We start from the raw sequence: 26184 nt of genomic DNA on the forward strand, positions 1-26184 counted from the left end.
TTTAGCCGCCTTTCGTCGTCTTACCGATGTCGTCTGTTTTTGCGACACCGAACCCTTGGAGAAACCATGTCTACCATTGCAGAACAATTCTCAGCTGCCGCCAAAGCTAATTTTGAAGCCAACTTGGCTCTGTACACTGATCTCACGACCAAAGCATTTGCCGGCGTGGAAAAACTGATCGAGCTCAACCTGAGCGCTGGCAAAGCTTCACTGCAAGAGTCGACCGCTACTACCCAGAAACTTTTTGCCGCCAAAGACCCGCAAGAATTTTTCTCGCTGAGCGCAGCGCTGGCTCAACCGAACGCGGAAAAAGCCGTCGCTTACGGCCGGCATTTCGCCAGCATCGCATCCAGCACGCAAGCCGAGCTGACCAAGGTTGCCGAAGCCCAGGTTGCGGAAACCAAGCGTAAAGTCGTCGAGTTCGTCGACCTCGCCACGAAAAACGTGCCGCCAGGTGCAGAAAGCGCAGTTGCTTTCGTCAAATCGGCGATCGGCAGCGCCAACGCCGGTTACGAACAGTTGGCCAAGAACACCAAGCAAGCCGTTGAAGCGCTGGAAACCAACGTCAACAGCGCTGTCGATCAACTGTCGCAAGCCGCTACCAAGGGCGCCGCTCATTCGAGCAAGAAGTGATTTTTAGCGACACGAAATAGTACATTGCATGCAACTTATCGTGTAGTCGCGCTGGCAACAAAAAGCCCGGTCGTTCAACGATCCGGGCTTTTTTACATTTGATTGCGGGACAGGATTTGTCCGCCATATATCCATTTGCATCAAGTAAACGCTTTGCTCGTGGACCCTATGTGGCATGGGCGTTCAAGCCGCTCCATCCCAGATAGCCCGTATATAAGCCAACCAGTATGATCAACGCGCTGGAAAAATACGGTGCTTTTCTTGCAAATGCTCCGAAACCGTTCCAGCGTTTTGAGACTTGGCGCACGCTCAGCGCCGCGATAGTCCCTGACGCCACCATTGTCAGTGCGAGACCGATACTGAAGCAAAGCACCAGCACGACACCTAGGCTGTATTGTTTCAGCTGCAAGCACAACAGTAAGACGGTGATTGACGCGGGACAAGGGATCAATCCCCCAGTCAAGCCAAACATGACGATTTGACCGGTAGTAATGTTTTTATCCGCAAATTTGCGTTTAATGTCGTTTGCATGCGCCAGCTCGTGCGCGTCCTGATATCCGACAGCGCCAACATCCAGGCCGCCGTGGCCATGATGTGCACCTTCCTCAAAACTTACATCGTAGTCGTGCGTATGAGCATGGTGTGTCATCGACAGCCTAGCCACGAATTCATGCGGCTCGGGAATCTCGTCTATCGATTCCAGGTAATCACCCTTCCTGGCAAATGCGAATGCCTGGACCGCGCCATCCGGGCGAATGGTTTGTACTTTGATCTGGCGTGCATCGGCCGGCGCAATAGCGGTGCCCTTGTCAAAAAAATGCAAGCGGAAGCGTGGCGGACAACCTGTTTCAAATATTTCGAGATCCACTGCCTGGCTGTGATCCGTATCAATGCGTCGGATTTCGAGGCCATGGCCATGATCGTGCGCATGATGGCTGTGGCTCGTTTCGTCTTTTTCTCGCTTCAGGTCGCGGTAAGTCCGAAGGAGCATCCAGACCGCTATTCCGATAATCAGGACGGCGGAGCCCAATTGGAAATAAGGTTCCGTCGCTTCGGCATTCAGGTTTCCCCCCAGCTTCATGCCAACGAGAGCAACAAGCCACACAACGGCGGTATGCGAAATTGTCGCCGACAGCCCCAATAAGACAGCCTGGGACACAGTGCCGCGAATGGCGACGATAAAAGCCGCCATCATTGTTTTTGAATGTCCTGGCTCAAGCCCATGTAAAGCGCCCAGCAGGATGGCGCTTGGTACAAACAGCCACGCGTTGCTAGCTCCTTGCCGGAGCAGTTCAGAAAATTCAGTCATGCGGGATTCCTTAAAGGTACTTTGAGATTTCTTTGAACTCATCCAACGTCGCCTTTGGCGACGTTTCAATCCCGTCTTCGAGACAATGTTCAAGGTGGTCGTAAATAAGCGTCTTTTTGGCTTGGACCAGGGCTTTCTCTGCGGCCTGGAGTTGCATGGCGACGTCAGTGCAAGATCGCCCCTCCTCGATCATGCTGATGATGGAGTTAACCTGACCAGCCACCATGCGAAGCCGCTTGATGACGTTGGGATGGGATTCGTGCTTGTGTGGATGTGTTGTATTCATACGCCCATCCTATACCATACCCCCCCTAGGTGTAAATGCGAATCACCGCAATGTCTACAAAAGTAAACTTGTAGATATCAATACCATTGTGTAGGATTATCTACATGACCACTTACCTCTCTCTCATTACCAGCCTTCCAACAGAGAACGCAACAGCCCGGATGCGTGCCTGGCGCGCACTTAAGGCAAGCGGCGCGGCCGTCTTGCGCGACGGCGTTTATTTGATGCCGGAGCGCGAGGCCTGCCGCAACACCTTTGAGGCAGTCGCTGCCGATGTGCTGTCTGGCGGCGGCACCGCCTTTGTCTTGCGCGTTGAAGAACCCGATGGCGCTGATTTTGCTGGACTATTCGACCGTAGCGAGGATTACGCGGCGTTGCTGACGGACGCGGCCAAGGTGCGGGAAACGCTCACCGCCGGCACCGTGCTGGAAACACTCAAGCAGATTCGCAAGCTGCGCAAATCCTTTGCCAGTCTTGCCGATATCGACTTCTTCCCCGGCGAAGCCCAACGGCAAACCGACACTACCCTGCAAGAGCTGGAGCTGGCCGCTGCCCGCGTATTGGCGCCGGACGAACCCCATCCAGTGCATGGAACCATCACTGCCCTGCCATTGCAGCAATACCAGGGACGCACCTGGGCAACACGGCGCCGCCCCTGGGTGGATCGGCTGGCCTGTGCCTGGCTGATCCGTCGCTTCATTGATCCGCAAGCCCGGCTGCTGTGGCTGGCCTCTCCCGGCGACTGCCCCACCGATGCCTTGGGCTTTGACTTCGACGGCGCGACCTTCAGCCATGTAGGAAGCCGTGTCAGCTTCGAGGTGCTGTTGGCGAGTTTCGGCCTTGAGCAAGCAGCGCTCAAGCGTCTTGGCGCGCTAGTGCACTACCTCGATGTCGGTGGCGTGCAGCCGCCGGAATCCGTGGGAATCGAAAGCGTCCTGGCCGGCCTGCGCGAAGCCATTGCCGATGACGACCAGCTTCTGGCGACAGCCAGCAACGTGTTCGATGGGCTGCTGACTGCATTTCAGCAAGAAGCCGCGCCGCAACAGGGATCGTGATCATGGACCAGGCGAATAAACCGACTTACACCTTGTGGCAGCTGATCCTGTATTTTTTGCGCCTGGGTGCGTTTGGCTTTGGCGGGCCGGTTGCACTGGTTGGCTATATGCACCGCGACCTGGTCGAGCGCCGCGGCTGGATCAGTGAATCAGACTACAAGGAAGGGCTGGCGCTGGCGCAGATCGCGCCCGGTCCGCTGGCCGCGCAGCTGGGAATTTATCTGGGATTCGTACACTTCCGGCTGCTCGGCGCGACAGTGGCGGGACTTGCTTTCGTGTTGCCATCGTTCCTGATGGTGGTCGCCCTGGGATGGGCCTACGTGGCGTTCGGCGGGCTGACCTGGATGCAGTCCGTTTTCTACGGCGTGGGCGCTTCCGTGATCGGCATCATGGCAATCAGTGCGCATAAGCTCGCCAGCAAGAACCTGGGACGCGACAAGCTGCTGTGGGGCATTTTCTTGTTGCTGGCGGCCGTGACCATCATCACGCAGTCCGAAATTGCGTTGCTGTTCATCGGCGCCGGCGTGCTGGTTTGGGTGATCCGCTGCAGGCCCAGGTTTGGCACATCGAGCATGGCCGTACTGCTGCCGACGCAGTTGCCGAATATCGCTCTCGCATCCGCGACCAATACCAGCACCCTGATTCAGATCGTGCTTTTTTTCACCAAGGCCGGCGCCTTCGTGTTCGGCTCCGGCCTGGCCATCGTGCCCTTTCTCTATAGCGGCGTTGTGACGGAACACCACTGGCTTACCGAAAAGCAGTTTGTCGATGCCGTGGCCGTCGCGATGATTACACCAGGACCGGTGGTGATCACGACCGGATTCATTGGCTACCTGATCAGCGGCCTGCCGGGCGCCATTCTGGCAGCCATAGGGACATTTGTTCCCTGCTACCTGGCCACCGTCATCGCCGCACCATACTTCAAAAAATACGGCAAGCTGCCCGCGCTGATCGCCTTCGTCGATGGCATCACGGCGGCAGCCATCGGCGCCATCGCCGGGTCGGTGGTGGTGATCGCGCAGAGGTCGATCATCGACATCCCGACCGCGCTGCTGGCGCTGGCAACTGCTGCGCTGTTATGGAAATTCAAGAAACTGCCTGAACCGGTCATCGTGATTGGCGCGGCGCTGGTCGGGATCGTGGTGTACCCCTTGTTGCATCAATGAACCCGGCGCCACCGGGAGATATCCCGATTAGCCGTCTGGACTATGTTGCAGCGGCAGGCAAGTACATCGACGCCTTTTTCAAAAACATCCAGTGGGACGTGGCGGCGAGCCGGATTGCCGCAGTGTCAAAAGCGTAGGCGCGACATTTGAAATGGAGGAGACGCATCATGAAATGGATTACCCGCGAACGCCCGAAGATCGACCGCATCGCTTGTCCGTGGCTGGTGGCTCGCTATATCGATCAGCAAGCGGAATTTCTTTATGTTGCGCCGGACGATGTGTTGCGCATTGCCCGCGAGACCAGCGCGATTCCTTACGACATACCGGGCGTTGAACTGACCCATGACGGCGAGTTGTGCAGCTTCGATGCCTTCCTCAAGAAATACCGTCTTGACGATCCCGCCTTAAACCAGCTCGCGCTTATCGTGCGCGGCGCCGACACCTCGCGGCTTGATCTGACGCCGCAATCTGCCGGCCTATACGCCTTGTCGCTGGGATTGTCGCAAAATTTCAGCGATGACCAGGAGATGCTCAAGCACGGCATGGTGATGTATGACGCTCTCTATGCCTGGTGCAAGAATTGCCAAGGAGAGTCACACAACTGGCCGCCTAAAATGTGATGACTGGATTGAACCGTTGCGACTGGAGCAGGCATTGTTTACCCATGCGGATAACAAGATCACCAAGCCGGTCTATCGATGCAAGCCTGGAATCGTAAAACCGCTCAGTTGAATAGCGCAACCGAAAAGGCCTCCCGGACGGGAGGCCTCATAAACACTTGGAGACGGGGATTCGAACCCCGGATAGGCTATGAACCTCTGGCGTCAATTACAAGTTATCCTTTTGCGTCAATAACTTACGTTCGATATACAGCACTATGAAAATCAATCCCGAGATCGCTTAACTCATTGATTCTATAAAATAACGATTTTTCGGACAGTACAAATTTTAGTCGGGATAGATAATTCGCTTATCCAGCTATCCAAGCATCCAACTATTTGACCAAAACTACCTATCGAGACGTCCATGCCAACGCGAACAGCCTCATGCACTTGCGGTCAGCTACGCATTGAAGTCCAGGGCGCGCCGACCGGAATCGGAATCTGCCACTGCCTTGCTTGTCAGCAAAGAACTGGCAGTGTCTTCGCTGCCCTGGCCGGCTTTGCCGCTCCCTACAAGGTCATTGGTTCAGCTACCGAATTTATCCGTACCGGCGATCAAGGAGCAAAGTTCATTTTCCGATTCTGCCCAGTCTGTGGGACCAACCTTTTCCACACCGAAGAAGGAGTAGTTGGGAGCGTAAGCGTCGCCGTAGGCGCTTTTGCCGACCCGAGCTTTCCGCCACCTCAGCTGTCAATCTACGATTGCCGCAGGCATCCGTGGGTTCAGCTGCCATCGGGCACCGTCGCTTTCAAGAAGGATCCCACGTAGTCCATGTAGTATTCGCCCCTAATAACCGCGCCAATTAGCACCAGTCGCCCTATAAACCCTACTCGGGGCAAGCGGTCGACATCATTTTGTCCCGGAGACTTCGACATCCACGCGGCGATCAGGCTGCAGGCAGGCAATCAGTGCCTTGCTCACCTTCTGTCCTTTGCATTCGCCGGGCCTGGTCACGGGATCCGATCCGTCCACGCCCTTGGCCCCGATCTTGCCGGACGGGATCCCTGCGGATTGCACCAGATAGGTTTTTACCGCTTCGGCGCGGTGCGTAGACAGCTTCATGTTGTAGGCGTGCAAACCGATCCGGTCGGTGTGTCCCGTTACCGTGATGACGTCAAAGTCGGCGCCCTTCAGGTCGGCAGCAAACTTGTCGAGCGCCTGTTTGCCAGCAGGCTTCAAGGTCGCCTTGTTGAAATCGAAGAGAGAATCCGCAGAGAAAGCCACCTTCGTCGGCGGAGGTGGCAGCGCCACGGCCGCCAGCTCAGGCGCAGGGGCGGCGGCCACAGGTTCCGGCTCCGCCGCGCGCGGTGCACGGGTCGGCGTTTTACCGCCGAACCGATAGATCAGGCCGACCGAAACAAGATCGATGTCGCCTTTGTTGCCGACCGCATCGTTAATCCGGTAGCGTTCGACCTCGGCCCGCATGGCGAGCGATTCAGTCAAAGCGTATTGCACCCCCACGCCGAACTTGTAGTTCATAGCGTTCTTGCTGGGGTTGGGATTGATCACATCGACTGATCCGGTCCCGGTAAAGGAGTCCCTGGCGTGAGCGTAGTTCAATCCGGCCCGGCCAAATGCAGAAAATTTTTCAGTGATGGGCAGAATGCCGACCAGGTCGAGATTCAAGCCCCTGAGCTTGATATTGCCGTTCAGCGTTCCCGCCGGCGCCGTGGTCGCCGTGAAGCCGAATTTCCCCAGATCGAAGTAACCTCCTTCGAGCGCAAAGTTCTGGTTGAACTGGTACCCGCCAAAAAGCTTATAACCGGTGCTGTGCTCGTCGTTGCTGATCGAGGTCGTGGCAAAACCGCTTCCCAGCAGGCCGCTGGTGATCCTCCCATCGTCGATCCTCGCTCTGGACTGCCCAGCACTGGCGCCGCCGTACCAGCCTGCGTCGTCCGCCGCTGCGTATGGGCTGGCGAATGCCGCCAGCGCCATCAGACCCAGTGTTCCTGATGCTCTTGCTAATTTCATGTTGTTCTCCAGATCGTGGAAAATTTGTGCCGGCTGCATAAATGCATCGCGGGCAAACCATGTCGATTCCTAAGAAAGCCGGCAGCAATGACGCTGCCGGCGCCTTAAGTTTTACGGGGCCGGTACGTTGACGACGGTGTTTGTCATCGTGACCGAAGCATTCAGGCCGACCGCTCTGCCGTTCAACGTCACTAGCGCGACATTGCCGGCAGTAGAAAACGACACTGCTGAAGAGGCGAGGATGGTTCCCACCATGGTGCCGCCCCCCGCCGCGTTGATCGTGGCGGAAGTACCGACCTGCCAGAAGACGTTCTTGGCCAGTGCGCCGCCAGCCAGGATCACGTTACGCGGTGCTGCTGGCAGGCCTACGGTGAGCGTAGACGGCATCTGGAAGACCCAGACTGCAGTCGCATCGCCGCCGGCGTCGAGGGTAAGATCGGATCCGGCGATCATGAACGAACCGCCAGCGGTTTTATAGACACCAGGCGCAAGGGTGAGTCCGCCCAGGTTGGCACCTGGATCGGTCGCGCCCGGCAGCCCGGCCAGGGTGTTGTATGCCGTCAGGGCGTCGTTCCTGCCGTTGGTTGCGATAGTGCATGAGGCAGGATTGACAGCAGCGGACGTAGGCCCCAGGGTAGACACGGTGCAAGTGTAGATATTCCTGCTCACTGCACCTTGGTTGGATCCCGTTTCCGTATAAATATCTCCTGCCGCGTCGTGCCATCCGGTTACCGACGAGGTAGAGGTAGCTGTGGTCCCGAGATCGCCGCCAATTACGGCGGTAAGTGTTCCCTGGTTGGTGGTTCCGGCAGTACCCCCCAGGTTCCCGAACCTTGATGCGGTTGCCAAGATGTTCGTCCCTACAATAGGAGGCGGGCACGCTAATGCGGTAGTGGTAAAAGTCCATGCCTTGTTGGTTGCCAGCGCATTGCCGGACAAGTCCTTGGCCGCGGTCGTGATGGTGGCGGTATAGTTGGTATTGGCCAGGAAATCGCTGCTTGCCGTAAACGTTGCCACCCTGGTTGGGACATCATAGGCGACGATACCAGGTACATTGGTTCCGGCGATTGTCTGCTTGATCGTGAATGTGCCCAGCGTTCCGGCCGGGGACGAGTTGATCGTGGTCGGATCCATCGGCTTGCTGAAGGTGGCGTTGATGACCTTTTGGAGACACGCAGTTGAGCTAGGATCGACCGGATTTACTGAAACTATCGTCGGCGGCGTAATGTCCACAGCCGTGGTAAAGGTCCAGACAAAGTTGGCCGCCAGTGCCTTGCCGGCCAGATCCTTGGCCCCGGTCGTGACCGTGGCAGTATATTTAGCATTCGCTAAGAGAACGCCGGTTGCCGTTGTCGGCAGAAAGGTCGCGGTTTTCGCGCCGGCATCGTAGGTGACCAGGCCCGGTATGGCAGTGGCGCCCGGTCCTACCAATGTGAAGCTCGTTGCAGTGAGCGTTGCCGGGTCCATGTCTTTATTGAACGTCGCCGTGATCTTGGTGGTGATTGCAACATTAGTCGCACCATCAGCAGGCACGGTGACAGTCACTGCCGGCACGGACGCGGCAATACCGCCGGTACCAAGGATTGGACTTTGCCCTTCGCCCCCGCCTCCGCATGCTGCGACCAAAGCGGTCAGCAGCAATGCCATGAACCATATCAGGAAGCCGGGATAACTCTTTCCCTCGAATTTGTTCATTTGTGTCCCCTTTTTTTGACTAAATCCATGACGTCAGCGATGTAATCGACCGACCCATTGTCGGTGGACACGCTGACGCTTTCGCGCGGAGCTTCACAGCTTTAGATATTGCATTCAAGTTCTATTTCTTAGGTGTCTCGGCCATGCGCCTACTAACCGGTTGTGAGCCGCAACAGGAAAAATCATGGTGTTAGCGTCAAAAGGCGATCGGAGCCAGTTGCAACGGAAAACGCATCAAGCTCTCCTGAGTCCGCATCTTCGTCGTGACCTGCTCATGCACGCAGCGGACGGATAAGCTGTTTCCATCCCATGGGCATATGCAGTTTTTTGGCGAATCCAGTCATGTCAGCCGGGATTCGCCTTGAACTCAGTTAACGAGCCGGCATAACCACATTTCCTTTTTCTGACTATCCAGAACTACGCACATTTTTGTGGGTAGTTACCCAGATTTGATCAGTCTCTGGCGACAAGGACGAGCGTCGGCAGATCAAGCCATCGCTACTGCAAGATCGCATCTACAGCCAAACTGCGCGTATGGCCGAAAGGCCTGCCTCAATCGGTGCGCTACGATTGCAGATCAGAATATTCAGGAAACGTCGCAAGGTCTGTGCGTTAACGCACGGATACTATTCTGGCGACACGCTGATCAGGAAAAATGCTGAACATGCTGTAACCGGCTGCCTATACTGCTTGTACGAGGGTGAGGTACGAGGCCGAATTGCTGGAGACTCCCATGAAATCTGAAACAATTGGCAAATATGAAATAGAATATTCCGGGTTTAAACTACCCAATCGCGAAGACTGGGTTGCCGTACTCGCCATTTATTCTTCCGGAAACCCTTCGCATAGACATGGCATTTTCCCGCCGCAGCGGGTTGCCCTTGACTGCGTATTTCCGAATGAGCATGTAACCCTGGAAAAGGCGCGCATGATTGCTCTTTCGATGATAGAGATGGGATGCAAAAATTCCTAGCCTGGCATCAATCGGCAACAAGCATCGATCCGACCGGCGTCCGAACTGAATCCTCAGCTATATGAATTTTCTGCCCACGCATTTTGTGAAAAAATTAGGCAAATTTGGCGTCAGAAAATTGTCGAAGCCGCATCGATTTAGCCGACGCGCTGAAAGTCGGCTTGAGAGCCTTGGTCTGAATGGTGCTGTACAGCTCGAGGGCGTCCTCTGCGAAAGACGGCCATCAGCAATGCGCCATCACCAGCTGTGCCGTCATTATCGACTGCATTGACCAGCCTACGATATGTCGCGAATATAAGTCCAGTACGACTGCGACAAACAGCCAGCCTTCCCCGGTCCACACATAGGTAAAGTCGGCAGCCCATTTCTGATTGGGTGCCGTTGCCTCAAACTGCCGGTTTAGCAGATTCGGGGCAATTGCATGCGCGCTAGCCTGAAGCTGGCCGAGATGACGGCGTCGTTTATGGCGAGCCTTGATGCCGGCCGTATTCATCAACCGCGCCACGCGGTTCGCCCTGCGAAGCCAGCAGTCTTGACGACCGCCTGCTTGAGGTCGGCATTTCACGGCGCGTTGTCATGACCGCGCCGAATTTTCTGGCGGCGCCCTTCATCGCCGCGGCCACCGACCTCGTCTGCCTGCTGGCGGAGCGCGCAGCGCGGCGGCTCGCCGATGCTGCGGACATCGACATTCATCCGCAGCCGGCGCCGGTTCCGCCGTGGACCATTGGCCTTGCGCGACTGGCCGGATCGGTCCCGGATCCAGCCATCGACTGGATCGCCGGCGTTGCGACCCGGATTGCCTCTACGATCTAGGCGATCCAGGTACCGCGCCGCTTCCCAAAGTTACTTGCGAGCGAGCGCTGCTTAGACTAGTTCGGCGAGTGTGGCAGCGTCAAAACCCTTCAAGCTTTCGTGATTGCCGCCTTGGATCTTTGCAGCCCAGTCGGGATCGCTGATCAGGGCCCGGCCAACGGCGACCAGATCAAACTCCTCGCGCTCCATGCGCTCGATCAGCCGATCCAGGCTCATGGTCCCCGATCCCTTGCCGGCGAAGGCGTTCATGACGTCGCCGTCGAGGCCAACCGAGCCTACGCTGATAGTTGTTGCGCCGGTCAGTTTTTTGGCCCAGCCGGCGCAATTCAGGCCGTTTTCTCCGTCGACCTCTGGAAATTCCGGCTCCCAGAAACGCCGTTGCGAACAGTGCAAAACATCCACCCCCGCCTCGACCAGCGGCAGCAGCCAATCGGTCATGGCCGCCGGCGTCTCTGCCAGCCGCACGCTGAAGTCCTGCTGCTTCCATTGACTGATCCGAAGAATGATCGGAAAATCCGCGCCCACCGCCTTACGGACCTCAGCCACGATCTCTTTCGCGAAGCGCGAGCGCTCAATGAGCGTCGCCCCGCCATACTGATCGGTGCGCAGGTTGGTGCCGGACCAGAAGAACTGATCAATCAGATAGCCGTGCGCGCCGTGAATTTCCACGGTGTCGAAACCCAGGCGCTTGGCATCGGCTGCCGCCTTGCCAAAAGCCGTGATCGTATCGGCAATGGCGCTCTCGCTCATTGCCGCGCCGCGCGCTACGCCGGGAGCGTTCAGCCCTGAGGGGCTTTCGACCGCTGTCTCCGGTTCCCATTCTCCGTGCTTGGCGGAGCCGGTGTGCCAGAGTTGCGGCCCCATGCGGCCTCCAGCGCCATGCACGGCGTCAATCACGCCCTTCCAGCCGGCCAGCGCTGCCGCGCCATGGAAGAAAGGGATGCTGGGATCGTTGCGGGATGCCGGCCGGTCCACGACCGTGCCTTCCGACAGAATCAGGCCAACTTGTCCCGCCGCGCGGCGCTGGTAGTACGCAGCGTTTGCTTGCGTTGGTACGCCGTTCGGGGAAAAAGTACGCGTCATTGGGGCCATGACAATTCTGTTTTTGAGCGCAAGCGACTTGATGGTGAGGGGGCGAAACAGCACGTCGGTATCGATAGATGGCATAGGATGAACTCGATTGTGATTGGAAGTCTCATGGTATATGAATTATACTTAGAGTCAATTAGGCACCTTGAGGTGCCTAGGTATAGCCAAGGAAACCACCCGTGACCGATGTCCCCATCAAATGTTTCTCCGCCGAGTGCCCAAGCCGCATGCTGTTTGATCAGGTCTCTGACAAATGGTCGATGATGGTGCTGATAGTGCTGGAAGACGGCCCTGTCCGCTTCAACGCCATCAAGCGCCGGCTGGAAGGCGTCACCCAAAAAGCGCTCACCCAGTGCCTGCGCAAGCTGGAACGAAATGGCCTGCTGTCGCGTCATGTGATCCCTGTGTCGCCCATTGCCGTGGAATACAAGATCACGCCGCTCGGCCGTACCTTGCTGCAGCCGTTTAAGGTGATGCACGCCTGGACATTGGCAAAACTGCCGGAGGTTGAGGAAGCGCGGCGGGCCTTCGACCAAAGGAATATGGCGTAGGACTGCAAATGAATCGTACCGCTTCCAGCACAGCAGCTTGGCCGCCAAGCGCAGAATCAAGGCGCGCGACGAAAATCAATTAACGATATAAATCGTTTATACCAATAATTGAGGAACTCACGACAAAGGGGAATTCGCTCGGGGCTACGTCCTCCGCGAATTCCCCTTTGTTTATTTGGTACACTTATTCACAGCTGCCGCTCAACAACGCAGCGCCCCGCCCGAGGGGTTCAGTCCAGTAGATGCGGACCGCCAGATTGGCGTATTTCTCGACGCCACCAAAAAAAGGAGTCACGCATGACGTCCCCGACCAGCCTTGCCTATCCCACGCCCTTCGAACTCGGCAATGGCAACCAGACCTCCACCTGGGCCGAATGCATCGCCTTCTACGAGCGGCTGGCCGAGCGATTCCCGGATGTGCTGCGATGGTGGCGGATCGGCACGTCCGACACCGGCCTGCCGATGCACGCCGGCCTGGTCACGGCCGACGGCGTGTTCGACCGCGACACCTTGCGCGAGCAGGGGCGCCCGGTGTTCTTCAACAATAACGGTATCCATCCCGGCGAGCCCGAAGGCATCGATGCCTGCATGGCGCTGGTGCGCGACTTCTGCCTTGAGCCCGAGCGGCTGGCGGCGCTCGGCGAGACGGTGTTCCTTTTCATCCCGGTCTACAACGTCGACGGCTGCGTGAACCGCCAGTCCAGCTCGCGGGTGAACCAGCTCGGCCCCGAGGCGTTCGGCTTTCGGGGCAACGGTCGGCACCTCGACCTGAACCGCGACTTCATCAAGTGCGACAGCCTGGCCGCCCAGGTGTTCAACCGCTTCTTCAACGCCTGGGACCCGGATGTGATGGTCGACACCCACACCGCCAACGGTGCCGACTACGCCTACGCCATGACCCTGATCCCGACCCAGCCCGACAAGCTGGGCGGCGGCCTGGGCGACTTCCTGCGCGAGCGCATGCTGCCCGCGATCTACGGCGACATGCAGAGGCGCGGCTGGCCGACCTGTCCCTACGTCAACCTGCTGGCCGAGACGCCGGACGACGGCATCGAAGATTTTCTCGATCTGCCGCGCTTCTCCACCGGCTACGCCGCGCTGCACCACACCATCGGCTTCATGCCCGAGACCCACATGCTCAAGCCCTTCGCCGACCGCGTGGCCGCGATGCGCACGCTGGTCGAGGTGGTGCTCGACTTCAGCGTGGCGCAGGCGGAGCGCATTCAGCAACTGCGGCGCGATTCGCGGGCCTACGCCGCACGCCGCACACAGTGGCCGCTGCGCTGGCGCAACGACCACGAGCGGCCGGCGCGCCTTCGCTTCAAGGGTTACGCGGCGGTGCATACGCCGAGCCGGCTGGGCGACTATCAACGGCTCGCCTACGACCGCAGCCAGCCGTGGGAGAAGGACATCGTCCACTTCGACCGCTGTGTCGAGGAGCGGGTGGTGACCGCGCCGAAGGCCTACCTGGTGCCCCAGGCCTGGCGCGAGGTGATCGAGCGGCTGGAGTGGAACGGCGTCGCACTGCAGCGCCTGGAGGCCGACCGACTGTTCGATGCGGCCCGGGTGTACCGGGTGCTCGAGGTCGGCACGCGCGCGACCGCCTACGAAGGCCACATGTTCCATGACCGTGTGCTGCTGAGCACGCACACCGAGGCCATCCAGGCGCGCGCGGGTGACATGCTGGTGCCTCTCGACCAGCCCCAGGCCCGCTACGCGGTCGAGACCCTGGAGCCCGAAGCGCACGACAGCTTCTTCCGCTGGGGGTTCTTCAACAGCGTGCTGGAGAAGAAGCAGGCCTCCATCTCAGCCTATGTCTTCGAGGACACGGCCTTGCAGATGCTGGACGACGAGCCGGCGCTGCGGCAGGCGTTCGACGAATGGAAGGCCGCGCATCCGGCGCAGCTGTCCGATCCGCAAGCGGTGCTCTGGTTTCTGTTCACCCACGGCCGACGCCATGCCGAGCCGGAATGGCGGCGCTATCCGGTGACAGCGTTGATTTAGTCAAAAATCTCCTACGGGATGCGAACGCGTCGCGGGCGATCGCCGGGCGATGTCAAACACCAGTGAACTCGAAATGGTGCTGCGCCTGTCGATGGCCGCGGCGCTCGGCAGCGTGATCTGCTTCGAGCGCGAAGAGCATCGACATTGGCGAGATCGTGTTGTTGGTTGGCCCTTCGGGTTCCGGGAAATCCACCTTGTCGCATTGTGTCAATGCACTCGAGACCATCAGCGAATCGAATCTTGGCGTCTGGTGCGCAGTAGCAGGAATGTCTGCTATCGAGTGCATGGTCGGGCATTGCTCATGGCCGCCGTGGGTCGACAGCGAGCAGTCAACGTTTTCGCAACTTATATTTCGCCGTGCATATTGGTCGTGCGATGCAAAATGCGTGTCGATTTCCCAGTTCTCGCGATTTTTCCATGCAACAGCTATTTAGCCAGATATACTCGCTGACGATTACGTTCGAACAATTTCCACCCAATCGTAATCTCACTTTGATTCGAATGGACTTACGCCCATGACTCGTATCCTCGCCTTTGTGGCTGCAGCCGTCGCGTTGACATCGCCAATCGCTACCGCATCTACAGCCACCGCAAACCTTTGGCTCACTGAGACTGAGATTCAGTCCTTGCGCGCCCAGCCGGCTCGCATCGCGCCTCTCATCCGGCGCTGCGACAAGGAAATCGATACGCGCGCTGCGCCCGTCTCCGTATTTTCCCCGCCGCCGCACTACACCTCGAGCGGCGTTGTCGAGACGGACATGTCCAAGCGCTTCTCGAGCGATGGCACGATGGCCTGGCGCGCTGCACTGTGCTATGCAGTGTCGCAGAACCCACTTTATGCGAAGCACGCCCAGTCCATTATTGGCGCATGGGCCGATACCATGCGAGAGGTGAAATCGGAGCAGGGTGCATCGGAAATCAATTTCGACCTGCCACAGTACATCCTGGCCGCCTCGATGGTGCGCGATGCGGAGGGCTGGAACGATCGGTCATTCCGACGCCTCCTCACCGACATCGCCTTACCTCTATCGCATAGCGACCGCAAGAACAATCACGCCAACTGGGGTGTTTTCCTCAATGCAGCCATCGCCGCATACACCGGCGACACCGCCTTGCTCGAGCAAGCTAGGGGACGCTGGCTGGTGCTGATGGACAGTGAGGTGGCGCCAGACGGGTCGCTGCCGTTGGAAATCTGCCGCAGTGACACAAACAATTATTGCGGGGGAACGCACAAGGGAGTCAACGGCCTAAGCTACACGCACTACACCTTGCTGCCAACCACGGCAGCGGCGCGCATCTTTGAGATTGCAGGACGCGGTGTATGGCAAACGCCACAAGGCAACAAATTGGCAGCCGCCTATCGGCAAGCCGCCGCGTGGACGCTACACCCGGAGAACTTCCCTTACTACGACAGCAATGGCGGACACTTAAACGGCGTGCGCAACGCCGCCTATTTCGCTCTGCTGCAGCGGGTATTTCCTAACGATGATGGTGCGCGGGTGATTGCGAGTGGCAACATTGGGATGAATGGGTTGGAGTGGTTGCTATTGTTCGAGTGAACCGAGTGCATTTGTTTGGAAAAGGGGGCTGTTGTAAGCTTATGGGATGAATAGATCGATAGAATTATTCGGTCGTAACAGCGATGAAATATCCCCTACCAAAACTGCCTGGCATTTCCGCCAATGGGATGCGCAGCAAACTGATTCCCCCCATTTGGTCGTCACTCGTCACGTTGAATGTCAGGTTTCGGGAAGTCGCGAGGACGGCTTCGGGGCGAGACGCGATAGCCGGCTATCGGCCAGAAGCTGCCGTTTCGGATACGTACCACCAAGAAATGGCGACCGCGAATTACCCTATAAAGAAAGACAAAATGAAATCGAAACTTGTACGCCTCTTGTTTGGGATATCGCTGGTCGCAGTAGTGCAATTGTCTGTTGCCAATGATAAGTTCGCACTTTCACGAGGCACGTATCGCATCGAGGGAACGTGCGAACGGACCTTTTTTTTGGGAGCGGACACCACTCCGATATGTAAGTCATTTGCTGGAATTGATGCCAAAAACCCAGACGCTCCGATATTCATATTCCCTCTCGAAGGGAACGTATGGTTCTTCGTTTCATCTGGGATGGTTGCAGTCTCTGCGGACAATTCGGTTGCTACCTACAAGATTTATAGGTTATTTGACCAAATGTTGAACGCTGAATTCAGCTACAACAATGGTGAGTGTGAATTTTCCATGAAGGACACCGCTCCGGCCATCAGGTGCACTTTATGGAAAGGAGATGAAAAATCTACCATTGCGCGTGAGATTTCCTTTGTCGGCTCTGGAACTTGGCAATTTTCCAAAAAGTAGTTTTATCGTGTTTGGTGAACATGGCATGATGCGCGACATGAACGGGTCGTGAACCACCATTCGCCGATGGCTATTGGCGCAAATCGGCCAACAGCGGACGGTAGCCCAATAATGATTCGCCGACTGCTTCAGACTGGAAGCAGCCGGTCAGTTTTCACTGGCGGCCTACAGAAGCCGTTCCTAGCGGTTATTCTTCTTTCACCCGTTGAGCGTGCGGCCGCCATCGATGATGATTTCAGAGCCGACTGTCCACTTGGACTCGTCGGAAGCGAAGTACAGTACCGCTTTGGCCACTTCTTCCGGCGTCCCAAAGCGTCCGAGCGGAATGGTTGCGGCAATTTCCTTTTTGACCTGCTCGCGGTAGGCGGCGGGGATGCCGAGCTTGTCGTACAGCGGGGTTTCGACCGGGCCAGGGCTGACCGCATTGACGCGGACGCCGCGTTCGAGCAATTCGCTCGACAGTGTCTTCGACATATTCAGGAACGCGGCCTTGGTCGCGGCATAGACCGACGAGCGCGCGACACCGACGTGCGCGCTGATGGACGTGTTAAGCACTACTGAAGCCGGGTTGGCAAATACTGACAGCAACGCCTGGATCAGGAAGTATGGCCCCTTGACGTTGATATCGAAGGAGCGATTAAACATCTCCTCCGTCCATTCCTCGATCGGCATCCAGACGGAAACGCCAGCGTTGAGGAAAGCGACGTCGAGCTGGCCGTAGTGATCTTTGACAGCTTGCGCCAATTCTTTCTGTGCGACCACGCTGGCCGAGTCAGCGCGTAATACGAGCACTTCGGAACCGAGTTCAGTCTTTGCCTTCTCAATGGAATCGGGATTGACGCCGGTCACTACGACGCGGGCTCCTTCAATCAGAAATTGCTTGGCAGTTTCGAGGCCGATACCGCTGGTACCGCCGGTGATGAGAGTACGTTTGCCTTGTAAACGGGACATGGAAATTCTCCTGGATAGGTGACGGCAACGGCAGCGGGAATCGCCGTATGCCAGACCTGAAGAATGCACCTATGCAAAGAAATCGATAAGTATGTATATTTGTATATAATTCATACTCCCATTGCATGAATAGAGGACAGAATGGATCGCTTTCTACTGATGACTTGCTTTGTCCGTGCGGTTGAGACGGGCAGTTTGTCTGCAGCGGGGCGCGATCTGGGACTGAGTCAGCCCAATGTGAGCCGGTATGTGGCAGCGTTGGAAGATCATCTGCAGACCCGGCTCCTGCATCGCTCCACGCGCAGGCTTGTTCTAACACCGGAAGGCGAACGCTACTATGCAGAGGTCCGGCGCATACTCGATGCTGTCACAGAGTCGGAATCGTCTGTCCGAGACAATGTAGAGCCGTCAGGCCTCTTGCGTGTCGCCTGTCCGACTGCCTTGACCCATGCTTTTGTGTTGCCGCAGGTGCCGGCGTTCCTTGAACGCTATCCCAGGCTGGAGCTCGATCTCCAAATCGGTGATCGCTACGTCAACCTGGTCGATGAGGGCGTCGAGCTGGCGCTCCGCATTGGTCATCTCGAAGACAGCGCGTTACGTGCGCGGCGCATCGGATTGTTCGAGCGAGTATGCGTCGCCAGCAATGGCTATCTCGCCAAGCGCGGCATTCCGCGCGATCCGGACGACCTGCGCGACCATGACTGCGTCATCTTTACACTGCTGTCGTCAGGCAGCACTTGGCGCTTCCGGAATGCCGAGGTTCCGGTATCGGGCAGGATTCGGGTCAATTCACCTGAAGCTGCACGTGAGGCGGTGACCGCCGGCCTTGGCATCGGACATGGTCCACAATGGTTATTCGAAGCGGGATTAAAAGACGGCAGCTTGCGGTTGCTGCTAGGCGAATATGCTGCGCCGCCAGTGCCTATCCAGATCCTGTACGTGGCAAACCGTCTCATGCCGAAGCGCGCCATTGTGTTCATGGATTTCATCACGCAGAAATTTTCCCAAATCCCTGCGCTGAACGTTGATGTAACAACGACCTTGGTGTCGTGATCGGATTGTATTCATCAATTTCTGCTATCGCTTCGCATTGCGGACGTTCAATGAGTCAAGCTTGATTGGCCGCATAGGGTCGTGCCTGGACGGAGATTGGTACAACGAATGTCAGCACACATCTGAGCTGATGCAGATGATGTATACCTGTTTCAATAGTACAACCGGGTTCCATAGTACAAATGAAAAGGCCTCCCGAGCGGGAGGCCTTATAAACACTTGGCGGAGAGACGGGGATTCGAACCCCGGATAGGCTATGAACCTATACACGCTTTCCAGGCGTGCGACTTCAACCACTCATCCATCTCTCCTGCAGCTACAACAGCGTTTCGCGAGATTTGATTTTCACGAAGCCGCGTATTATAGCAACAAATCCGGCAGAAACAGAAATTTCTCTTCAGCACCCCGCTCAAGTCCTGTTTACAACCCTCTACGCCCATCGACAAGGACTTATTGGGCTTCCTTGAGCTGTTCCAGGATCGCCGGATTTTCCAAAGTGGAAACATCCTGGGTGATTTCCTCGCCCTTTGCCAGCACCCGCAGCAAACGCCGCATGATCTTGCCGGAACGGGTTTTCGGCAGGTTGTCGCCGAAGCGGATTTCGCGCGGCTTGGCGATCGGGCCGATTTCCTTGGCGACCCAGTCGCGCAGTTCCTTGGCGATCTGCTTGGCTTCCTCTCCGGTGGGACGGCTGCGCTTGAGGACCACAAAAGCGCAGATGGCTTCGCCGGTGGTTTCATCCGGCTTGCCGACCACGGCGGCTTCGGCCACCATCGGATTGGCGACCAGCGCCGATTCGATTTCCATGGTGCCCATGCGGTGGCCGGAGACGTTCAGCACATCGTCGATGCGGCCGGTGATGGTGAAATAGCCGGTGTCCTTGTTGCGGATCGCGCCGTCGCCGGCGAGGTAGAGCTTGCCGCCGAACTCGGACGGGAAATAGGCGCTCTTGAAACGCTCGGGATTGTTCCAGATGGCGCGGATCATCGATGGCCACGGGCGCTTGACGACCAGGATGCCGCCGTTGCCGTCCGGCAGTTCATGCCCGGCTTCATCGACGATCACCGCCTGGATGCCCGGCAGCGGCAAGGTGCAGGAACCCGGCACCAGCGGCGTGGCGCCCGGCAGCGGCGAGATCATGTGGCCGCCGGTTTCGGTTTGCCAGAAGGTGTCGACAATCGGGCAGCGCTCGCGGCCGATGTGCTTGTGGTACCACATCCAGGCTTCCGGATTGATCGGCTCGCCGACCGTGCCCAGCAGGCGCAGCGACGACAGGTCGTACCTGGAAGGATGGATGTTCTGGTCGGCGTCGGCAGCCTTGATCAGGGAACGGATCGCGGTCGGCGCGGTGTAGAAAATGGTGGCCTTGTGCCTTTGCACCATGTCCCAGAAACGGCCGGCGTTGGGGAAGGTCGGCACGCCTTCGAAAATGATCTGGGTGGCGCCGACCGCGGTCGGGCCGTAGGCGATGTAGGTGTGGCCGGTGATCCAGCCGATGTCGGCGGTGCACCAGTAGACATCGTCGGGCTTGATGTCGAACACCCATTTCATGGTCAGCGCCGCCCACAGCAGGTAGCCGCCGGACGAATGCTGCACGCCCTTCGGCGTGCCGGTGGAGCCGGAGGTGTAGAGGATGAACAGCGGATGCTCGGCGTCGACCCATTCCGGTTCGCAGGTTTCGGCCTGCGCCGCGACCAGTTCGTGCAGCCAGAGATCGCGGCCCGCCACAAAATTGATGTCGCCGCCGGTGCGCTTGTAGACCACCACGTTCTTGATGCTGTCGCAGCCGCCCAGCGCCAGCGCTTCGTCGACGATGGACTTGAGCGGCAGGCGCTTGCCGCCGCGCGCCTGTTCATCGGCGGTCAGCACGGCGACGGCGCCGGCGTCGATGATGCGTTCCTGCAGCGACTTGGCGGAGAAGCCGCCGAACACCACCGAATGGGTGGCGCCGATGCGGGCGCAGGCTTGCATCGCGACCACGCCTTCAACCGACATCGGCATGTAGATGACGACGCGGTCGCCCTTCTTGATGCCCAGCGATTTGAGGCCGTTGGCGAACTGGCAGACTTTCTTGTGCAGCTCGCGGTAGGTGACCTTGCTGACATCGCCGCCGTCGGTTTCAAAGATGACCGCGACCTTATCGGCATTGCCATTCTGCAAATGCACGTCGAGGCAGTTGTAGGAGACGTTCAGCTTGCCATCGTCGAACCATGTGTAGAACGGCGCATCGGATTCGTCCAGCACCTTGGTGAAGGGCTTGTGCCATTGCAGGTTCTCGCGGGCCAGGCGGCCCCAGAATCCTTCGTAATCCCGTTCGGCTTCGGCGACCAGGGCGCGGTAGGCGTCCATGCCGGAAATTGCCGCGGTCCTGGAAAATTCTGCGGGGGCTGGAAAAATGCGGGTTTCCTGGCCAAAGGTTTCGATGTTTGCCATGCTGTCTCCTGCTTTTAATAGTTGACGCTAAACATAAGCTTTTACACTTACTCAAGCCTTACGTTGCAAGATGCTAACGCTACCAGAGCCTCTCAGTCGGTTATCATCGCACATTCAGCTCATTCCTACAGCCACCTACAGCCCATGCAACACACAAAATCTTATGCCTACCTGGCGCTGGCCATGATGCTGGTGGGCGCCAATATCGGTTTCGGCAAAGCCATCATCGCCGTCATGCCGGTGCTGGTATTCGGCTTGCTGCGCTTCGTGATTGCCGTGGTGGTGATGGCGCCGCAATTCTTCAAGGCCGCGCCGCGCCTGCAGCGCCACGAATGGCTGACCCTGTTCGGCCAGGCGTTCTTCGGCACTTTCCTGTTCACGCTGTGCATGCTGTACGGCGTCCAGCACACCACCGCGACCGCCGCCGGCGTCATCACCAGCACCCTGCCGGCGGCGGTGGCGATCCTGTCGCGCCTGATCCTCAAGGAGCGGCTGCAGCCGCGCACGCTGGCTTCCATCCTGCTGGCGATTGCCGGCATCGCGGTGCTCAACCTGAGCAAGAGCGATAGCGGCGACGGCAGCCACGCTGCGCTGGTGGGCAACCTGCTGGTGCTGGCCGCGGTAGCCTGCGAAGCCACCTACGTGGTGCTCTCCAAGCGCCTGACGCAAACCCTGTCGCCGATGCGGATCACCGCCTACAGCCATCTGTTCGGCCTGCTGCTGATGCTGCCGTTCGGGCTGACCGCCGCCCTCTCCTACGATTTCAGCCAGGTCACGCCCGGCATGTGGCTGCTGATGTTCTGGTACGCGCTGGCGGCCAGCGTGATCGCGTTCTGGCTGTGGCTGACCGGCACCAAGCACGTGCAGGCCAACGTCGCCGGCATCTTCACCGCCCTGATGCCGCTGGCGGCGGCTTTCATCGGCGTGGTGTTCCTGCATGAGAGCCTGAGCTGGGGCCACTTTGCCGCATTGGCGCTGGTGCTGGCCGGGATTGCGGTGGCCAGCTGGCCGCAGCCCTTGAAAACCGTCCAAGAAGTGTAAAATAGCGACGCTTTCCCCTTCCCGACAATTCCAATGAGCAACATGCAACCATCTGCGCCCCCAAAAGCCATAGGCGTCCTGCCGAACCTGATTTTCATGAGCCGCTGGCTGCAACTGCCGCTGTACCTGGGCCTGATCTTGGCGCAATGCGTCTATGTATTCCATTTCTGGGTCGAACTGACCGACCTGATCGGCGCCGTGTTCGGCAATGCCGCCTCGCTCGACCACATCCTCGACGTCGTCACGATCGACGGCGCGGTGCGCCCGACCAAGCTGACCGAAGCCACCATCATGCTGGTGGTGCTGGGGCTGATCGACGTCGTGATGATTTCCAACCTGCTGATCATGGTGATCGTCGGCGGCTATGAAACCTTTGTCTCGCGCATGAACCTGGAAAGCCATCCAGACCAGCCGGAGTGGCTGTCGCATGTGAACGCCTCGGTGCTGAAGGTGAAGCTGGCGATGGCGATCATCGGCATTTCGTCGATCCACCTGCTGAAGACGTTCATCAACGCCAATGCGTACGATGTCAAGACGCTGCTGGCGCAGACCGGCATCCACATCACTTTCCTGCTGTCGGCGCTGGCGATCGCCTGGTGCGACCGCATCATGACGGCGACCCAGAACCAGTCCAGCCAGGGCCATTGACCATTGTTGATTCCAGCTGTATCCGCACCACCCATTTCCTGACCTTTGACCGAGCATCTTAAAGAGATACGCCATGACCACCCTAGCCACCCTGACCACGATCAAGCAAGATGATCTCATCGAGTCGGTAGCCGCTGCGCTCCAGTACATCAGCTATTACCATCCCGTCGACTATATCCAGCACCTGGCGCGCGCCTATGAGCAGGAGCAGAACCCTGCGGCGAAAGACGCCATCGCCCAGATCCTGACCAACTCGCGCATGTGCGCCGAAGGCAAGCGGCCGATCTGCCAGGACACCGGCATCGTCAACGTGTTCCTGAAGATCGGCATGGATGTGCGCTTCGAAGGCTTCAAGGGTTCGATCACCGACGCCGTCAACGAAGGCGTGCGCCGCGGCTACCTGAACCCGGACAACATGCTGCGCGCCTCGATCGTGGCCGATCCGCAGTTCGAACGCAAGAACACCAAGGACAACACGCCGGCCGTGGTGCACATGGAACTGGTGCCAGGCAACACGGTGGACGTGCAGATCGCAGCCAAGGGCGGCGGTTCGGAAAACAAGACCAAGTTCGTCATGCTCAACCCTTCCGATTCGCTGGTCGATTGGGTGATGAAGACCGTGCCGACCATGGGCGCCGGCTGGTGCCCGCCAGGCATGCTCGGCATCGGCATCGGCGGCACCGCGGAAAAAGCGATGCTGATGGCGAAGCAGGTGTTGATGGAAGACATCGACATGTACGACCTGCTCAAGCGCGGCCCGCAAAACAAGACCGAAGAATTGCGCATCGAGCTGTTCCAGAAAGTGAACTCGCTCGGCATCGGCGCGCAAGGACTGGGCGGCCTGACTACCGTGCTCGACGTCAAGATCATGATGCACCCGACCCACGCGGCATCGAAGCCGGTGGCGATGATCCCGAACTGCGCCGCTACCCGCCACGGCCATTTCGTGCTGGACGGTTCCGGCCCAGCCTACATGGAACCGCCGTCGCTGTCGGAATGGCCGGAAGTGCATTGGGTGCCGGACACCGAGAAATCGAAACGGGTCGACCTGAATACCCTGACCAAGGAAGAAGTCGCTTCGTGGAAACCGGGCCAGACCCTGCTGTTGAACGGCAAGATGCTGACCGGCCGCGACGCCGCGCACAAACGCATCCAGGAAATGCTGGCCAAGGGCGAAAAGCTGCCGGTCGATTTCACCAACCGCGTCATCTATTACGTCGGCCCGGTCGATCCGGTGCGCGACGAAGTGGTGGGCCCGGCCGGCCCGACTACCGCGACCCGCATGGACAAGTTCACCGACATGATGCTGGAACAGACCGGCCTGATTTCGATGATCGGCAAATCGGAACGCGGCCCTACCGCGATCGAATCGATCAAGAAACACAAGTCGGCTTACCTGATGGCTGTCGGCGGCGCCGCCTACCTGGTGTCGAAGGCGATCAAGTCGGCCCAGGTGCTGGGTTTTGCCGACCTTGGCATGGAAGCGATCTACGAGTTCGACGTCAAGGACATGCCGGTCACGGTGGCGGTCGATTCCAACGGCATCTCGGTGCACAACACCGGACCCAAGGAATGGCAGGAAAAGATCGCCCACGCAGCGCTCTCGAAGATCCCCGTCACCGCCATCTGACCGTCCGGTTCCGATAGATGAGCGGCGACACGCAAGCAATGCCGATGGCGCAGCACGCGCCCATCGGCATTTTCGATTCCGGCATCGGCGGCTTGTCGGTGCTGCACCATATCCACCAGGACCTGCCGCTGGAAGACCTGCTGTATTTTGCCGATTCCGCCTATGCGCCGTATGGCGACAGGTCGGAAGCGGAGATTTCCGCGCGCTCGCTGGCGGTGACCCAGTTCCTGCTGCAGCAAGGCATCAAGGCGCTGGTAGTGGCTTGCAATACCGCCACCACCGCCGCCATCAAGGCGATCCGCAGCGCTTACCCGGCGTTGCCGGTGATCGGCATCGAACCCGGGCTGAAGCCGGCCGCGGCGCACAGCAGCAGCAAGATTGTCGGCGTGCTGGCCACCAAAGCCACCCTGCAAAGCGCACGGCTGCTGGCGCTGCGGGAACAGGTCAGCGCGGCCAGCGGCGTGCATTTCGAGCTGCAAGCCTGCGTCGGCCTGGTCGACCAGATTGAGAAAGGCGAATTGCGTTCGGCGCAGACTGCGCTGCTGCTGCGCCGTTATATCGCGCCGCTGATCGCGCAAGGCGCCGACACCCTGGTGCTGGGCTGCACCCACTACCCTTTCGTGCGCCCGCTGATCGAGGAAATCGTGGCCGAGTTGTCGTCTGAAACGGTAACCATCATCGACACCGGCGCCGCGGTCAGCCGCCAGCTGGCCAAGGTCCTGGCTGAAAACGGACTGCTGCAGGCCGCGCCGCACAGCGGCCGGGTAAGCGCCTTCACCAGCGGCAGCGAGTCGGCCATCAGCATCCCGTTCGCCCGGCTGCTGCAACTGCAGCCGCCGGTATCGACGGTAGCCGCAATCGCCCAGCCGGCGGGAATTTCATAATTAACCGTTATTTGATTTGCCAGGCGGCAGGTTACTTTGTATAATAGTCAGCTGTCCTAGTGCTGAACAAGCATGGCAGTTTAGTAGTACCGCAATGGTGGCTGTAGCTCAGTTGGTAGAGTCCAGGATTGTGATTCCTGTTGTCGCGGGTTCGAGTCCCGTCAGCCACCCCAAAGAATTGAATAAAATCAAACAGTTATATGATTGCTTGATTTTCATATCGTGAAATTGGCAACAAGATTCACGATTTAACAACAAAGCCCATCCATTCGGTGGGCTTTTTTGCGTTTGTCCGGTTAAATTGACAAAATCTGTCTCGGCGGAAAATAAAAATAGAACATTAGACTCACCGGGCAGTCCATTCAGGGCAAACATCATTAGCATGCGCATTTGAGACCAACCTGCCAACTACACAGAAAGGCTCCAAATGAAATTCAGCTTACTCCTGGCCGCTTTGGCGATTTCGATCACCGGGTGCGCAACCTCTCCCGTTTCGATCAACGAAGTGAAGTCCGTAGCGATGGAGCGCGTATTCCGCCCCGACGCACTGCCGCTGGCCAACAATGCCCGCGCGGTATTCGTAAGGGATAGCGGGGTCTCCGGCGGCGGCGGATATCAGCATCTGTACATAGACGGAAAAAAAGCGGCCTCGCTGAACCCTGGTGAAAAAGTGGAGTTCATGCTGCCGCCCGGCCAGCATGTTTTTGGCGCCACTCCAACAGATGGCTCCGCCACATATTCCCTGAACACAATCGCCCAGGACCTCAAAGCCGACAAGTCATATTTCTACCGCCTGCAAACGGAAGCGAGCTCCTCTCGCACTGCTCTGCAGCGATTTATCCCTGACTATCAGTAACTCGCCGCTCGGCCGATATTTCTATGTAACGCGGCAAGGCGTAGGGCGCAATAGCGAAGCGTATTACGCCGTATGTTCGATCGATATCACACGGCGTTCTCTTATAGTTATTTGCCCCGGTTCATTG

The 26184-nt window shown here is 58.2% G+C and carries 24 protein-coding genes, 2 tRNA genes and 2 pseudogenes; 19 read left to right on the forward strand and 9 right to left on the reverse strand.

The window, feature by feature from the left end; genetic code table 11:
* Window positions 1-66 precede the first annotated feature (66 nt).
* Window positions 67-633 carry a phasin family protein gene (locus tag AC07RZ_RS13930; RefSeq protein WP_144739272.1) on the forward strand — a complete coding sequence of 189 codons (567 nt, stop codon included), beginning with the start codon at window positions 67-69 and terminating at the stop codon, window positions 631-633.
* Between the two features lie 166 nt (window positions 634-799).
* On the opposite strand, the gene AC07RZ_RS13935 is transcribed toward AC07RZ_RS13930, so the two are convergent.
* Entirely contained in the window at window positions 800-1942 is a 1143-nt protein-coding gene (locus tag AC07RZ_RS13935) for a nickel/cobalt efflux transporter (RefSeq protein ID WP_494668341.1), read from the reverse strand.
* 10 nt (window positions 1943-1952) lie between these two features.
* Complete coding sequence (locus AC07RZ_RS13940; RefSeq protein WP_092400984.1) at window positions 1953-2228, reverse strand: metal-sensing transcriptional repressor; 276 nt, start codon at window positions 2226-2228, stop codon at window positions 1953-1955.
* Window positions 2229-2323: 95 nt separating this feature from the next.
* On the opposite strand from AC07RZ_RS13940, the gene AC07RZ_RS13945 reads away from it, so the two are divergent.
* The 4 genes from AC07RZ_RS13945 to AC07RZ_RS13960 all read left to right on the forward strand — a co-directional run bounded on the left by AC07RZ_RS13945 (window position 2324) and on the right by AC07RZ_RS13960 (window position 5880).
* Window positions 2324-3283, forward strand: coding sequence for a chromate resistance protein ChrB domain-containing protein (locus AC07RZ_RS13945; protein WP_494668371.1), 960 nt, complete (start codon window positions 2324-2326; stop codon window positions 3281-3283).
* A gap of 2 nt (window positions 3284-3285) precedes the next feature.
* Window positions 3286-4449 (forward strand): chromate transporter, encoded by a 1164-nt coding sequence (locus tag AC07RZ_RS13950; protein WP_494668342.1) that lies wholly within the window; start codon window positions 3286-3288, stop codon window positions 4447-4449.
* Between the two features lie 167 nt (window positions 4450-4616).
* On the forward strand, window positions 4617-5069 hold the full coding sequence (locus AC07RZ_RS13955) for a chromate resistance protein ChrB domain-containing protein (RefSeq protein WP_494668343.1): 453 nt from the start codon (window positions 4617-4619) through the stop codon (window positions 5067-5069).
* 406 nt (window positions 5070-5475) lie between these two features.
* The gene (locus tag AC07RZ_RS13960; RefSeq protein ID WP_494668344.1) at window positions 5476-5880 is read left to right on the forward strand and encodes a GFA family protein; all 405 of its coding nucleotides are present in this window, start codon (window positions 5476-5478) and stop codon (window positions 5878-5880) included.
* An 81-nt stretch (window positions 5881-5961) separates the two neighbouring features.
* On the opposite strand, the gene AC07RZ_RS13965 is transcribed toward AC07RZ_RS13960, so the two are convergent.
* A complete protein-coding gene (locus AC07RZ_RS13965) occupies window positions 5962-7083 on the reverse strand; it encodes an OmpA family protein (protein WP_494668345.1) in 1122 nt (373 codons plus the stop codon).
* Window positions 7084-7194: 111 nt separating this feature from the next.
* Window positions 7195-8778 carry an ice-binding family protein gene (locus tag AC07RZ_RS13970; protein ID WP_494668346.1) on the reverse strand — a complete coding sequence of 528 codons (1584 nt, stop codon included), beginning with the start codon at window positions 8776-8778 and terminating at the stop codon, window positions 7195-7197.
* Between the two features lie 733 nt (window positions 8779-9511).
* Between AC07RZ_RS13970 and AC07RZ_RS13975 the strand changes: the two genes are divergently transcribed.
* The gene (locus AC07RZ_RS13975; RefSeq protein WP_494668347.1) at window positions 9512-9751 is read left to right on the forward strand and encodes a hypothetical protein; all 240 of its coding nucleotides are present in this window, start codon (window positions 9512-9514) and stop codon (window positions 9749-9751) included.
* Between the two features lie 143 nt (window positions 9752-9894).
* On the opposite strand, the pseudogene AC07RZ_RS13980 reads toward AC07RZ_RS13975, so the two are convergent.
* Window positions 9895-10259 (reverse strand): annotated as a pseudogene (locus tag AC07RZ_RS13980) (DDE-type integrase/transposase/recombinase); the annotation flags it as partial.
* A 23-nt stretch (window positions 10260-10282) separates the two neighbouring features.
* Here AC07RZ_RS13980 and AC07RZ_RS13985 point away from each other — a divergent pair.
* Window positions 10283-10564: pseudogene (locus AC07RZ_RS13985) on the forward strand (LysR substrate-binding domain-containing protein); the annotation flags it as partial.
* Between the two features lie 51 nt (window positions 10565-10615).
* Here AC07RZ_RS13985 and AC07RZ_RS13990 read toward each other — a convergent pair.
* The gene (locus AC07RZ_RS13990; protein WP_494668348.1) at window positions 10616-11731 is read right to left on the reverse strand and encodes an NADH:flavin oxidoreductase; all 1116 of its coding nucleotides are present in this window, start codon (window positions 11729-11731) and stop codon (window positions 10616-10618) included.
* A 101-nt stretch (window positions 11732-11832) separates the two neighbouring features.
* On the opposite strand from AC07RZ_RS13990, the gene AC07RZ_RS13995 reads away from it, so the two are divergent.
* The 5 genes from AC07RZ_RS13995 to AC07RZ_RS14015 all read left to right on the forward strand — a co-directional run bounded on the left by AC07RZ_RS13995 (window position 11833) and on the right by AC07RZ_RS14015 (window position 16561).
* A complete protein-coding gene (locus AC07RZ_RS13995; protein ID WP_494668349.1) occupies window positions 11833-12204 on the forward strand; it encodes a winged helix-turn-helix transcriptional regulator in 372 nt (123 codons plus the stop codon).
* Between the two features lie 297 nt (window positions 12205-12501).
* Window positions 12502-14208 (forward strand): M14 family zinc carboxypeptidase, encoded by a 1707-nt coding sequence (locus tag AC07RZ_RS14000; RefSeq protein WP_494668350.1) that lies wholly within the window; start codon window positions 12502-12504, stop codon window positions 14206-14208.
* 155 nt (window positions 14209-14363) lie between these two features.
* Window positions 14364-14642, forward strand: a complete 279-nt coding sequence (locus AC07RZ_RS14005; RefSeq protein ID WP_494668351.1) for a hypothetical protein — start codon at window positions 14364-14366, stop codon at window positions 14640-14642.
* A gap of 81 nt (window positions 14643-14723) precedes the next feature.
* On the forward strand, window positions 14724-15767 hold the full coding sequence (locus tag AC07RZ_RS14010; protein ID WP_494668352.1) for an alginate lyase family protein: 1044 nt from the start codon (window positions 14724-14726) through the stop codon (window positions 15765-15767).
* A 311-nt stretch (window positions 15768-16078) separates the two neighbouring features.
* Entirely contained in the window at window positions 16079-16561 is a 483-nt protein-coding gene (locus tag AC07RZ_RS14015; RefSeq protein ID WP_494668353.1) for a hypothetical protein, read from the forward strand.
* A 198-nt stretch (window positions 16562-16759) separates the two neighbouring features.
* Here AC07RZ_RS14015 and AC07RZ_RS14020 read toward each other — a convergent pair whose 3' ends face one another.
* Window positions 16760-17512: an SDR family oxidoreductase gene (locus AC07RZ_RS14020; RefSeq protein ID WP_494668354.1), complete on the reverse strand. Its 753-nt coding sequence runs from the start codon at window positions 17510-17512 to the stop codon at window positions 16760-16762.
* Between the two features lie 141 nt (window positions 17513-17653).
* On the opposite strand from AC07RZ_RS14020, the gene AC07RZ_RS14025 reads away from it, so the two are divergent.
* Complete coding sequence (locus tag AC07RZ_RS14025) at window positions 17654-18565, forward strand: LysR family transcriptional regulator (RefSeq protein WP_494668355.1); 912 nt, start codon at window positions 17654-17656, stop codon at window positions 18563-18565.
* 220 nt (window positions 18566-18785) lie between these two features.
* Here AC07RZ_RS14025 and AC07RZ_RS14030 read toward each other — a convergent pair.
* Together AC07RZ_RS14030 and acs are read right to left on the reverse strand one after the other, a co-directional pair.
* Window positions 18786-18876, reverse strand: a tRNA-Ser gene (locus AC07RZ_RS14030).
* Window positions 18877-19015: 139 nt separating this feature from the next.
* Window positions 19016-20998 carry an acetate--CoA ligase gene (gene acs, locus AC07RZ_RS14035; RefSeq protein WP_494668356.1) on the reverse strand — a complete coding sequence of 661 codons (1983 nt, stop codon included), beginning with the start codon at window positions 20996-20998 and terminating at the stop codon, window positions 19016-19018.
* 144 nt (window positions 20999-21142) lie between these two features.
* On the opposite strand from acs, the gene AC07RZ_RS14040 reads away from it, so the two are divergent.
* The 6 genes from AC07RZ_RS14040 to AC07RZ_RS14065 all read left to right on the forward strand — a co-directional run bounded on the left by AC07RZ_RS14040 (window position 21143) and on the right by AC07RZ_RS14065 (window position 26057).
* A complete protein-coding gene (locus tag AC07RZ_RS14040; RefSeq protein ID WP_144741685.1) occupies window positions 21143-22039 on the forward strand; it encodes a DMT family transporter in 897 nt (298 codons plus the stop codon).
* A gap of 33 nt (window positions 22040-22072) precedes the next feature.
* Window positions 22073-22687 (forward strand): YqhA family protein, encoded by a 615-nt coding sequence (locus tag AC07RZ_RS14045; protein WP_494668357.1) that lies wholly within the window; start codon window positions 22073-22075, stop codon window positions 22685-22687.
* A gap of 91 nt (window positions 22688-22778) precedes the next feature.
* Window positions 22779-24317, forward strand: a complete 1539-nt coding sequence (locus tag AC07RZ_RS14050) for a fumarate hydratase (RefSeq protein ID WP_494668372.1) — start codon at window positions 22779-22781, stop codon at window positions 24315-24317.
* A gap of 17 nt (window positions 24318-24334) precedes the next feature.
* Window positions 24335-25201 carry a glutamate racemase gene (gene murI / locus AC07RZ_RS14055; protein WP_494668358.1) on the forward strand — a complete coding sequence of 289 codons (867 nt, stop codon included), beginning with the start codon at window positions 24335-24337 and terminating at the stop codon, window positions 25199-25201.
* Between the two features lie 97 nt (window positions 25202-25298).
* Window positions 25299-25374 (forward strand) — tRNA-His (locus tag AC07RZ_RS14060).
* 254 nt (window positions 25375-25628) lie between these two features.
* On the forward strand, window positions 25629-26057 hold the full coding sequence (locus AC07RZ_RS14065) for a hypothetical protein (protein WP_494668359.1): 429 nt from the start codon (window positions 25629-25631) through the stop codon (window positions 26055-26057).
* Window positions 26058-26184 lie beyond the last annotated feature (127 nt).

The organism is Collimonas sp. GW821-FHT07E08 (assembly GCF_059418905.1).

Excerpts from the sequence above, each read along its gene's own strand:
- AC07RZ_RS13975 (WP_494668347.1), top strand. The coding sequence starts at position 9,512 with ATGAAATCTGAAACAATTGGCAAATATGAAATAGAATATTCCGGGTTT.
- AC07RZ_RS14045 (WP_494668357.1), top strand. The coding sequence starts at position 22,073 with ATGAGCAACATGCAACCATCTGCGCCCCCAAAAGCCATAGGCGTCCTG.
- AC07RZ_RS14065 (WP_494668359.1), top strand. The coding sequence starts at position 25,629 with ATGAAATTCAGCTTACTCCTGGCCGCTTTGGCGATTTCGATCACCGGG.
- AC07RZ_RS13935 (WP_494668341.1), bottom strand. The coding sequence starts at position 1,942 with ATGACTGAATTTTCTGAACTGCTCCGGCAAGGAGCTAGCAACGCGTGG.
- AC07RZ_RS13955 (WP_494668343.1), top strand. The coding sequence starts at position 4,617 with ATGAAATGGATTACCCGCGAACGCCCGAAGATCGACCGCATCGCTTGT.
- AC07RZ_RS13965 (WP_494668345.1), bottom strand. The coding sequence starts at position 7,083 with ATGAAATTAGCAAGAGCATCAGGAACACTGGGTCTGATGGCGCTGGCG.
- AC07RZ_RS14020 (WP_494668354.1), bottom strand. The coding sequence starts at position 17,512 with ATGTCCCGTTTACAAGGCAAACGTACTCTCATCACCGGCGGTACCAGC.
- acs (WP_494668356.1), bottom strand. The coding sequence starts at position 20,998 with ATGGCAAACATCGAAACCTTTGGCCAGGAAACCCGCATTTTTCCAGCC.
- AC07RZ_RS14010 (WP_494668352.1), top strand. The coding sequence starts at position 14,724 with ATGACTCGTATCCTCGCCTTTGTGGCTGCAGCCGTCGCGTTGACATCG.
- murI (WP_494668358.1), top strand. The coding sequence starts at position 24,335 with ATGAGCGGCGACACGCAAGCAATGCCGATGGCGCAGCACGCGCCCATC.
- AC07RZ_RS14025 (WP_494668355.1), top strand. The coding sequence starts at position 17,654 with ATGGATCGCTTTCTACTGATGACTTGCTTTGTCCGTGCGGTTGAGACG.
- AC07RZ_RS13970 (WP_494668346.1), bottom strand. The coding sequence starts at position 8,778 with ATGAACAAATTCGAGGGAAAGAGTTATCCCGGCTTCCTGATATGGTTC.
- AC07RZ_RS14040 (WP_144741685.1), top strand. The coding sequence starts at position 21,143 with ATGCAACACACAAAATCTTATGCCTACCTGGCGCTGGCCATGATGCTG.
- AC07RZ_RS13940 (WP_092400984.1), bottom strand. The coding sequence starts at position 2,228 with ATGAATACAACACATCCACACAAGCACGAATCCCATCCCAACGTCATC.
- AC07RZ_RS13930 (WP_144739272.1), top strand. The coding sequence starts at position 67 with ATGTCTACCATTGCAGAACAATTCTCAGCTGCCGCCAAAGCTAATTTT.
- AC07RZ_RS13950 (WP_494668342.1), top strand. The coding sequence starts at position 3,286 with ATGGACCAGGCGAATAAACCGACTTACACCTTGTGGCAGCTGATCCTG.
- AC07RZ_RS13990 (WP_494668348.1), bottom strand. The coding sequence starts at position 11,731 with ATGCCATCTATCGATACCGACGTGCTGTTTCGCCCCCTCACCATCAAG.
- AC07RZ_RS14015 (WP_494668353.1), top strand. The coding sequence starts at position 16,079 with ATGAAATCGAAACTTGTACGCCTCTTGTTTGGGATATCGCTGGTCGCA.
- AC07RZ_RS14000 (WP_494668350.1), top strand. The coding sequence starts at position 12,502 with ATGACGTCCCCGACCAGCCTTGCCTATCCCACGCCCTTCGAACTCGGC.
- AC07RZ_RS13960 (WP_494668344.1), top strand. The coding sequence starts at position 5,476 with ATGCCAACGCGAACAGCCTCATGCACTTGCGGTCAGCTACGCATTGAA.